Here is an 8,928-nt window from a genome sequence, read left to right as displayed (position 1 = left end):
ACTTTTGTTACCTCTGTGGAAAAAATCCTGAAAGAATTTGGAGAAAACTATGTAATTAATTTTGTCTAGCTACTTAAGATTCGGCATCGGGGCGGCGGGCGAAACGGGCGACTGTTAACCGCTGACAGTTGGGGAGATGGCGAATTATGCACCAAGGTTGAAGTCGATCGCGATATGTCGGTTGTTTTGGTATCATAGGAAAATCCTTCCCACTTTTGTGGGTGGTGAATGAAAGGCGATCGCTCTAGATTTCTCAGGTCGGAGGGCGATCGCTGTTAACTATCTTTATTAAAAGATATGAGCATAGCTGCTGTCAAGCATAAATGGGATTAATTCGATTGCGAGTTCGAGAACTCGCTGAGGATAAGGGTTGGACGCTTAAAGAAGTCTCTGACAGAACGGGAATTCCCTACAGCACGGTTAAAAAATACGCCCAAGCTCCTAAACTGGCAACGGTGGACTACACGGCTTTGCAGAAACTTGCTGCTGTCTTCGATTTGATGATCGAAGATTTGGTTGAGGTTTTGGAACATTGAACTGATTTGTCAGCGGGAAGATGGGTCTAATTCGATTGCGGGTTCGAGAACTAGCCGAAGAGAAGGGTTGGACGCTTAAAGAAGTTTCTGAGCGATCGGGCATTCCTTACAGTACCGTTAGAAGTTATGCCCATTCTTCCAAGCTGGCAACGGTAGATTACACAGCTTTAAACAAAATGGCTCGCGTGTTTGATATTGCGATCGAAGATTTAGTTGAGATTTTGGAAGAGTAGGCTGATTTATCGTTGGGAATATGGGACGAATGAGGCTGCGAATTCGAGAATTTGCTCAAGAGAAGGGTTGGACTCTAAGGGAAGTCTCCAACAGAACGGGTATTCCATGCACTAGGATCGCCACCTATGCCAGTTCTCCAGGTATGGCAACTGTTGACTACACGGCTTTGAACAAAATGGCTCGCGTGTTTGATATTGTGATCGAAGATTTAGTTGAGATTTTGGAACAGTAAAGAAAAAATAATGTTCGTGAAGACTCAAAGAGAGTTGATGATCTAAGGACATAATAATGTTGTGTTTCTAGTATTTTACTCAAAAAAACCAGGACACAACATTGTTGTGTCCCTACTGTATTGCCAGCAATTGAGAAATTGTATTTTACTCAAAAAAGCCAGGAGACAACATTGTTTCGCTTCCCTACCTCATCTCATATCCAAACAAATTAGGATCGACTTCTCCCAAATTCAAATCAGCCAAACCATACTCAGCCCAACGCCTTTCTACCATCGCCGCCACATCCGGATCGGACTCCAAAACTTCTCCCCATTCGTGATCCGTTTCCGGCGGCATCTTCGTAGTAGCATCAATCCCCATTCTGCCTCCCAAACCAATCTTTTCACTGGCAAAATCTAATGTATCAAAAGGTGTATTCGGCAGAATAAATACATCCCGAACCGGATCGACTTTAGAACTAATTGCCCACACAACTTGACGCGGGTCGCGAATGTTGATACTTTTATCGACAACAATCACAAACTTAGTGTAAGTAAACTGCGGTAATGCACTCCAAAATGCTAAAGCAGCCCTGCGCGCTTGACCGGGATATGCTTTATCAATCGAGATAATTGCCGCTTTATAACTCAGCGCTTCCATCGGTAAGAAGAAATCGACAATTTCCGATACTTGCTGCCGCAAAATAGGGGTATAAATACGGTTAAGCGCGATCGCCATCATTGCTTCTTCTTTCGGCGGCCGCCCGCTAAATGTCGTCAGATAAATCGGGTCTTTGCGGTGCGTCATGCAGTGGAACCGCATTAACGGCGAATCTTCCACGCCGCCGTAATAACCCATGTGATCGCCGAAGGGCCCGTCGGGCAGAACTTCACCGGGGGTAATCGTTCCTTCTAACACAATTTCCGAGTCCGCCGGTACTTCCAAATCTACGGTTTTGCACTTCGCCAATTGCACGCCGGAACCGCCGTAAAGCCCCGCAAATAACCATTCCGATAAATCTACAGGAATTGGCGTTGCAGCAGCGAGAATAATCAGGGGATCGACTCCAAGGGCGATCGCAATTTCCAATTTTTTACCAGCCTGCGCCGCTTTCCGCAAGTGCCGCGCCCCGCCCCGTACCGATAACCAGTGTACAGTCATCGTGTTTTTTGACTGCAACTGCAAACGATAAACCCCCACATTCGGCGTACCGGTTTCGCAATCTTTGGTAATTACCAAACCCAGGGTGATAATTTTGCCCGCATCTCCCGAATAGGGGCGAATCATCGGGATTTTGTTCAAATCCAGCCCTTCTCCCTCAAGTACCACTTGCTGACAAGCTGGGAAAAAGTCGCGGCCCGGTTTGGCTTTCACTACGTCAAACAGGACTTTGCCGAATTCTATCGCTTGGGAAATCTTTTTCGGCGGTTTTGGCTGTTGCAGCATTCCCAGTTTTTTGCCGAGCTCTTCTAGTTCGATCGGCTTTTTCATGTTCATCGCCCAGCAAACGCGCTCTTCCGTACCCAACAGGTTGATGGCGACGGGGAATTCGGCCCCTTTGACGTTTTCAAACAGCAATCCAGGACCGCCTTTTTGCAGCATTTGGTTGGAAATTTCGGCAATTTCGAGGTCGGAATCGACTAAGGCGCTAATCCGGCGCAGTTGTCCCCGTTCTTCGAGTAGTTTTAGGAATCCCCGCAAGTCTCTAGCCATTTTTTTTAAGAATTGTTAACGTTCTTTTGTTATTATGAGCCGATCGACTGCCACAAGTTACTCATGAACCGCTCAAAAGATACGTATTTAACGAACCGCGAAGACGCCAAGGGCGCAAAGGAAGAGGAAGAAGAAGATAGGTAATGCCTTGTTCGGTTCGGGAGTAGGTTGCATAATGGGTTAATGAAATGTCCTCGATGCGAATCTGACCAAGTTCGTAAAAACGGCCGTCCCAACGGGCACCAGCGGTATCTTTGCAAAGCTTGCCGCAAACATTTTTTTGAGCCGCCCGGCCCGCACTCTTTAAATGGCAAATGCACCGAAACACGGTTAAACGAAACTATCCCGCAAGGAATCGCCCCTGCAACCACCACAGAGTCCGGCGGGATTGCGATTTTGCTGTTAGATGCCGAAAATCTCAAACTTAAGGTTAATACAGAACAATTTTTAGCCGGTTTGTGCGACTATCCCCTGCAAGTTAAAATTGCTTTTGCTAACTGGAAAAACCCAAGTATCGGCAAGTTGGATGCTGAACTTTACGATCGCGGTTACGAACTGATTCACGTTCCGGGTGGTGCTAATAGTGCTGACGGTAAGATGATTGCTTTTGGCGCGGCTATTTTATATCGATATCGGGATGTCAGACAAGTTTTTGTCTGTTCTTCGGATGGTTTGTTAAATCATCTTTGCAATCAGTTGCAAAATCAGGGATTGACTGTGTTTCGGGTGCGTCGGCAAAATTCTGTTTTGTCTGTAGAAAACTGTCAGAATGGTGAGAGCAAGCACTATTCTTGCGAAAGGGAAGAGGAAATCCCTAGTTTTGAAGAATTGGCTAATCAAGTTGCAGAGTTGTTGAAGGCTGAACACAAATCTATTGATGAGCGAATCGCTCGTTTTTCTAGTGTGGCTGAGCTTTTTCAAGAGCGCCGTAATGTTGCGTTCAATTCTACAACTTCCCATGCAGCAACACTGTTGGAGTCAGCAGAAGACAAAATTTCTTCTGGGACTAAAGAGTGTGTCACTCCTCTTGTCGTGGATCTAGATATTGAATCCCAAAAAGTTCCCGAAACCAAGTCAGTAAATTCAATTGGGATTAATTCGCTGGATGCTTTAGAAAAGATACTTGTAGCAATGATTGCGAAAGCGATAGTTGAGTTAAAACAGAATGCTATTCCTGTAACAAAAATCAAGAAACAATTTTATACTAAATATCAGTGTCATGCCGATTTACTTGTGAAAAATTTTTTGCCTGATTCTAGTTTAATTAATTTTTTTAAATCGCGTCCGTCTGTTTTCAAAATGGAATTGCTCGGTAACGAACATCAAGTGGCGATCGCTCCAAAAGCAGCAGCAGCTTCAAAAACTGAGTCCTCAGCCGCCCTGGAAGCATCTATAGCAAATATTGTACTGGCATTAACTGCTAAATCTCCAGGCAATTACATTGGCATTAACCAGGTAGCCACCGAATTTCACAAGCAATACGGTCAACCAATTACTAAAAAGCTGCAATCGCTACATTTGGGTAGCAATTTTTACGATTTTTTGCAGTCATGCCAAAAATTTAAAGTTCAGAAAAAGAGTAAGGAGCATCAAGTGGCGATCGCACAGGCAGATCCCTGACTTATTTAAGAAATCCGGTTTCCGAGTCTTCGGTATGAAAATTTAATCTAAAGTTAACCAAAATTTAAAACAAGCTTATTCTTTTATTATTTAATCTAAAATTAACCAAAATTTAAAACAAGCTTATTCTTTTAGATCCTTTTCTTTGGATGTTTCAGTCTATCCTATGGAGGAGATTTGCAAAGTCGGCTATTAAGGGAGAGGAGGAATATGAATTTTTTCACAGGACGTTGGCGACGTAGTTTTATAGTGACACTAGCAGCAGCAGCATTTTCGCTGACTTTGATTAGTTCCGCTGTAGCAGCCGTCACACTAAACGGTACGGGAGCAACTTTCCCCAAACCTCTTTACGATCGCTACTTCTCTCAGATGAGAAGTGCAAATCAAATTACTGTAAACTACGAAGGAACTGGCAGCGGTGCTGGCATCAAAGCATTCATTGGAGGCAATGTTGATTTCGCAGGCAGCGACGCGCTGATGACGGCGGCGCAAATAGCCGAAGTAAAGCGCGGCGTCATGGCAATTCCCACTGCTGGCGGTGCTGTTGCAGTTGTTTACAACTTGCCCGGAGTGACCAATCTGAGGCTAAATAAGGATGCCATGAACGGCATCTTTGAAGGCAAGATTACTCGCTGGAATGATGCGAAAATAGCCGGAATTTCTGGACAAGCTAAAAACTTGCCAAATACTGCGATTCGAGTAGCTGTACGGGCAGATAGCAGCGGTACTAGCTTTATTTTTGCTAATCACTTGCAGGCAACTGGTAGCACCATCAAAGCTGCCGCTCAGCCGAATTGGCCAGACAAGGCTGTCAGGGGTCCAGGAAACCCCGGCGTAGCTGCTTTGGTGAAGAATACAGCGGGTGCGATCGGCTACGTTCAAGATACTTTTGCTCGGCAAAACAATCTCCAAACTGCATTTATTCAAAATAAAGCTGGCCGGTTTGTAGAGCCTAGCTTGGCTGAAGCAGAGAAAGCTTTAGCAGGGGAAACATTTCCCGCAGATTTCCGCTTAGTAGAAGGAAATCCTAACGACGGTTATCCCATTGTTGGTTTGACTTGGCTGTTAATCTACAAACAGTACCCTGCTGCGAAAGCAGAGGCTATTAAAAAGATGGTTAATTGGGTGATGACTACAGGTCAAGGTATCAACAAACAGCTAGAGTTTACTCAAATTCCTTCAGCTACAGCTCAAAAGGTGGTTCAAGCAGTTAATCAGACTGTGGTTGCTAGAGGTTAATTGGGGCGATCGCATGGGGTTATGAGTTGATGAGTTAAATGTATGACTCAAAACTCATAAGTCATCAGGTTAATGTGCGCTAAATTTACTATGTAAGGTGCGCGTTGCACCATTAGCAACCAGGTGTGCAGCGCGCACTCAGCCCATTAGAATTACTCGTCGTTCAAGCAAATATTTCACTTTTTAGGTAATAATTCTGGTATGGCAAAGCCTTCAAAAAAAACTCAAGAGTTGACTATAAAATCTGCAGAAATAAACACAGAAGTAGATTTGACAGATACTGCTGGTGAAGGTCTATGGATGGAGTCAGGATTTACACTATTTGTATGGGGTTTTTCCCTAGCGACAGCGGGTACGCTGTTCTTGATGAGTGCGGTAATTTTTAAAGATGCTTGGCCTGCTATTAGCAATTTTGGACTCTCCTTTTTGTGGAATCCCAAGTGGGATATCGGTGAGTTGCAGTTTGGGGCCTTGCCGTTTATTTACGGCACTGTGATTAGTTCTGCGATCGGCATAATCATCGCACTTCCTTTAGGGCTGTCAGTAGCTATAGTTACTAGCGAAAACTTCTTACCTGCTTGGGTGCGATCGCCCTTGGGATTCATGGTTGAATTAATCTCGGCTATTCCCAGCGTAATAGTTGGCCTTTGGGGAATATTTGTTTTGATTCCCTTTTTGTTGCCCTTGCAGCAGTCATTGTTTGATAATTTCAGTTGGTTTCCCTTGTTCAGCAGCGAACCTTTAGGCCCCGGAATGCTGCCCGCTGGAATACTGTTATCAATTATGATTTTGCCCACTGTAGCAGCCATCAGCCGCGATGTATTGATGTCAGTTCCAGTAGATTTGCGAAGTGCTTCCATGTCCCTCGGTGCCACCCGCTGGGAAACAATATTCAAGCTATTATTACCAGCAGCTAGTTCAGGGATTATCGGCGCCACCATATTAGCCTTGGGACGCGCTTTAGGCGAAACAATGGCAGTCACAATGGTAATTGGCAACTCGATTCAAATTAACCCATCTCTGCTCGCTCCCAGCTACTCAATTCCTGCTGTTTTGGCAAGTCAATTTCGGGAAGCTGTCGAACCGCTGCACAGCGGCGCTTTGATGTATTTAGCCTTAATTTTATTTGTCATCACTCTGTTGGTAAATGCGATCGCAGTATGGTTAGTTCAGCTAATTGGGGCCAAGAAAGCTAAAACTTAACATCATCGAAAGCAATTTGATCACAAGCCGCGCCGCCGGATTTCCCCGCTGGTTCAATCTAAAATCTCCAATCTCAAATCGCATGACTCAAGCACAAAATTCAGACAGTATTCTGGATGCAGAAATCAACAACCCCCTATCCCTAAGCCGAACTATTTTCAGTCGGGGAATGACAGTTATCGCTTTCGCTCTGACAGCTATGGCTCTGCTCCCTTTGTTTGCTATTTTATACAAAATCCTGGGGGAAGGACTGACACATTTGAGCTGGGAAGTGCTAGTGTCTCTACCAGCACCCGTCGGAGTAGAAGACCAGCCCAACGGCTTTGCCAATGCCATTCTCGGCACTGCTTTAATGGTAGGAATTGCGACATTAATCAGCGTACCCATAGGCGTAATGACGGGAATATTTTTGTCGGAGTTTGGTAGAGAAAACAAAGCGATGACCAATAGTATTCGCTTTATCACCGTCATTCTCAGCAGCGTTCCCTCGATCGTAGTTGGCGTCTTTTCCTACGCCCTAATCGTCGTTACCACCAAAGCATTTTCATCCTTAGCAGGCGGTTTTGCCCTCGGTATCATCATGCTTCCAGTGGTTGCTCTGACAACAGAACAAGCATTAAAATTAGTGCCTACTTCTTACCGCCTCGCTTCTGCTGGTTTGGGAGGCGGACGCTTTCAAACTATGTTTCGCATTATCATACCCTCAGCACTTCCAACTATTACCACAGGTATTTTACTCGCTGCTTCCCGGGCCGCCGGCGAAACCGCCCCGCTGATTGTAACTGCCTTGTCGAGTCAATTTTGGCCTCCTTTAGTTGATAAATTGGGCGAAATAATGCAGTCTCCCATAGGTGCAGAAACCATTTCAAAACTAAAAGAAATTCCCGAAACACTGCTGACCCCGACTCCTTCTATGTCGGTATTAATATATAGCTACGCCAGCTCTCCTTACAAGGAGCAGAACGAATTGGCGTGGACTGCTGCCTCTGTCCTTTTGGGCATGGTTTTGATTGCTAGCGTCGCATCCCGTACAGTAACTCGGAAACGCTTGCAAAACCGATAAATCAATAACTAAAGTGCATCTCTCAGTCAAATATTAACAATATAACCAGCCAAATAATGAAACCTAAAGCTAACTTGAACTCCGAAAACTATACAGCTCAATTCCTAGACGATGCCACCCCGGAAATAGACCCCAATGCAATGCCAGCACTGCGGATTCAAGCCTTGAGTTTTTATTACGGAACTCACAAAGTATTAGAAAATATATCAATGAATATCCCTCACCCGCAAATTACGGCGATTATTGGCCCTTCAGGTTGCGGCAAATCTACGTTTCTCAAAGCTCTCAACCGGATTGGTGAATTGGAGGGAAAGGTAAAAATTAAAGGAAGAGTAGAGTTTTTTGGACAGGATATTTACAGCCCGAAAGTAAACATTAATAGTTTGCGTAGGCAAATTGTGATGGTGTTTCAAAGACCGAATCCGTTTCCACTGAGCATCTACGATAATATTGCTTACGGCGTGAGGATTTTTGGTCGCAAAAGCAAAGCAGAATTAGATGAAATTGTGGAATCTGCACTTAAAAGTGCGGCGCTTTGGAATGAAGTCAAAGACGATTTGAATAAATCGGCTCAGGGGATTTCGGGGGGACAGCAGCAGCGACTTTGTATTGCTCGCGCTTTGGCTGTGAAGCCAAAAATTTTGTTAATGGATGAACCTTGTTCTGCTCTAGATCCGATTTCCACGATGAAGATTGAGGAGCTATTTCAGACTCTACGCCAGCAGTTAACTGTTGTGATTGTGACGCACAATATGCAGCAGGCTGCTCGTGTTTCAGATTACACGGCATTTTTTAATACTGATGAAAGTCGCATCGGCAGGATGGTTGAATTTGGGCCGACAAGTAAGATTTTTACTTCTGCGGGCAATTCCAGTACGAGAGATTACATTCAAGGCCGTTTCGGTTAATACCAGGGTGTTTTGCTTTCTCTCAGTCGCTATATTCAGACAGGGGCTTAAGTCCCTGTCTCACAGTTAACCTCTTAAGAAAACTCTGAAATAGTAATATTTGACTTACTGTTAACTGAGATTGGGCAACATTCTCAATAAGTATTTCAGTCCTCCTAGCTGGGGACTTGATTTTTGAGGCGGGGGTTTAGACCCCTGCC

10 protein-coding genes and 1 pseudogene are annotated in these 8,928 nt (G+C 44.7%); 9 read left to right on the top strand and 2 right to left on the bottom strand.

Features of this window, described 5'->3' with window-relative positions; genetic code table 11:
- Positions 1-73: 73 nt before the first annotated feature.
- Complete coding sequence (locus tag QUA24_RS21860; RefSeq protein WP_333232034.1) at positions 74-196, bottom strand: hypothetical protein; 123 nt, start codon at positions 194-196, stop codon at positions 74-76.
- A gap of 127 nt (positions 197-323) precedes the next feature.
- Here QUA24_RS21860 and QUA24_RS21855 point away from each other — a divergent pair, with 127 nt between their 5' ends.
- Genes QUA24_RS21855 through QUA24_RS21845 form a run of 3 tightly spaced genes read left to right on the top strand, consistent with a single transcriptional unit; the run spans position 324 to position 1,002 of the window.
- On the top strand, positions 324-536 hold the full coding sequence (locus QUA24_RS21855; RefSeq protein WP_333232030.1) for a helix-turn-helix transcriptional regulator: 213 nt from the start codon (positions 324-326) through the stop codon (positions 534-536).
- A 20-nt stretch (positions 537-556) separates the two neighbouring features.
- Entirely contained in the window at positions 557-769 is a 213-nt protein-coding gene (locus QUA24_RS21850; protein WP_333232028.1) for a helix-turn-helix transcriptional regulator, read from the top strand.
- A 20-nt stretch (positions 770-789) separates the two neighbouring features.
- Positions 790-1,002 (top strand): helix-turn-helix transcriptional regulator, encoded by a 213-nt coding sequence (locus tag QUA24_RS21845; protein ID WP_333232026.1) that lies wholly within the window; start codon positions 790-792, stop codon positions 1,000-1,002.
- 184 nt (positions 1,003-1,186) lie between these two features.
- Here the strand turns inward: QUA24_RS21845 and QUA24_RS21840 are convergent, their stop codons facing one another.
- The gene (locus QUA24_RS21840) at positions 1,187-2,695 is read right to left on the bottom strand and encodes a UbiD family decarboxylase (protein WP_333232024.1); all 1,509 of its coding nucleotides are present in this window, start codon (positions 2,693-2,695) and stop codon (positions 1,187-1,189) included.
- A gap of 189 nt (positions 2,696-2,884) precedes the next feature.
- Here QUA24_RS21840 and QUA24_RS21835 point away from each other — a divergent pair.
- The 6 genes and pseudogenes from QUA24_RS21835 to pstB form a co-directional block, all read left to right on the top strand.
- A pseudogene (locus QUA24_RS21835) lies at positions 2,885-2,989 on the top strand (IS1/IS1595 family N-terminal zinc-binding domain-containing protein); the annotation flags it as partial.
- Between the two features lie 102 nt (positions 2,990-3,091).
- Positions 3,092-4,315 carry an NYN domain-containing protein gene (locus QUA24_RS21830; RefSeq protein WP_333232032.1) on the top strand — a complete coding sequence of 408 codons (1,224 nt, stop codon included), beginning with the start codon at positions 3,092-3,094 and terminating at the stop codon, positions 4,313-4,315.
- 210 nt (positions 4,316-4,525) lie between these two features.
- Positions 4,526-5,554, top strand: coding sequence for a phosphate ABC transporter substrate-binding protein PstS (gene pstS / locus QUA24_RS21825; protein WP_333232023.1), 1,029 nt, complete (start codon positions 4,526-4,528; stop codon positions 5,552-5,554).
- 201 nt (positions 5,555-5,755) lie between these two features.
- The gene (pstC, locus tag QUA24_RS21820) at positions 5,756-6,757 is read left to right on the top strand and encodes a phosphate ABC transporter permease subunit PstC (protein ID WP_333232021.1); all 1,002 of its coding nucleotides are present in this window, start codon (positions 5,756-5,758) and stop codon (positions 6,755-6,757) included.
- Positions 6,758-6,839: 82 nt separating this feature from the next.
- Positions 6,840-7,820, top strand: coding sequence for a phosphate ABC transporter permease PstA (gene pstA, locus QUA24_RS21815; RefSeq protein WP_333232020.1), 981 nt, complete (start codon positions 6,840-6,842; stop codon positions 7,818-7,820).
- 56 nt (positions 7,821-7,876) lie between these two features.
- Positions 7,877-8,728 (top strand): phosphate ABC transporter ATP-binding protein PstB, encoded by an 852-nt coding sequence (pstB, locus tag QUA24_RS21810; RefSeq protein ID WP_333232018.1) that lies wholly within the window; start codon positions 7,877-7,879, stop codon positions 8,726-8,728.
- The last annotated feature ends 200 nt before the right edge of the window (positions 8,729-8,928 follow it).

This window comes from Microcoleus sp. Pol12B5 (genome assembly GCF_036701335.1).
GTDB lineage: Bacteria > Cyanobacteriota > Cyanobacteriia > Cyanobacteriales > Microcoleaceae > Microcoleus.
Note: the sequence above shows the minus strand (reverse complement) of the source record. Positions and strands in the feature narration are given on the sequence as shown.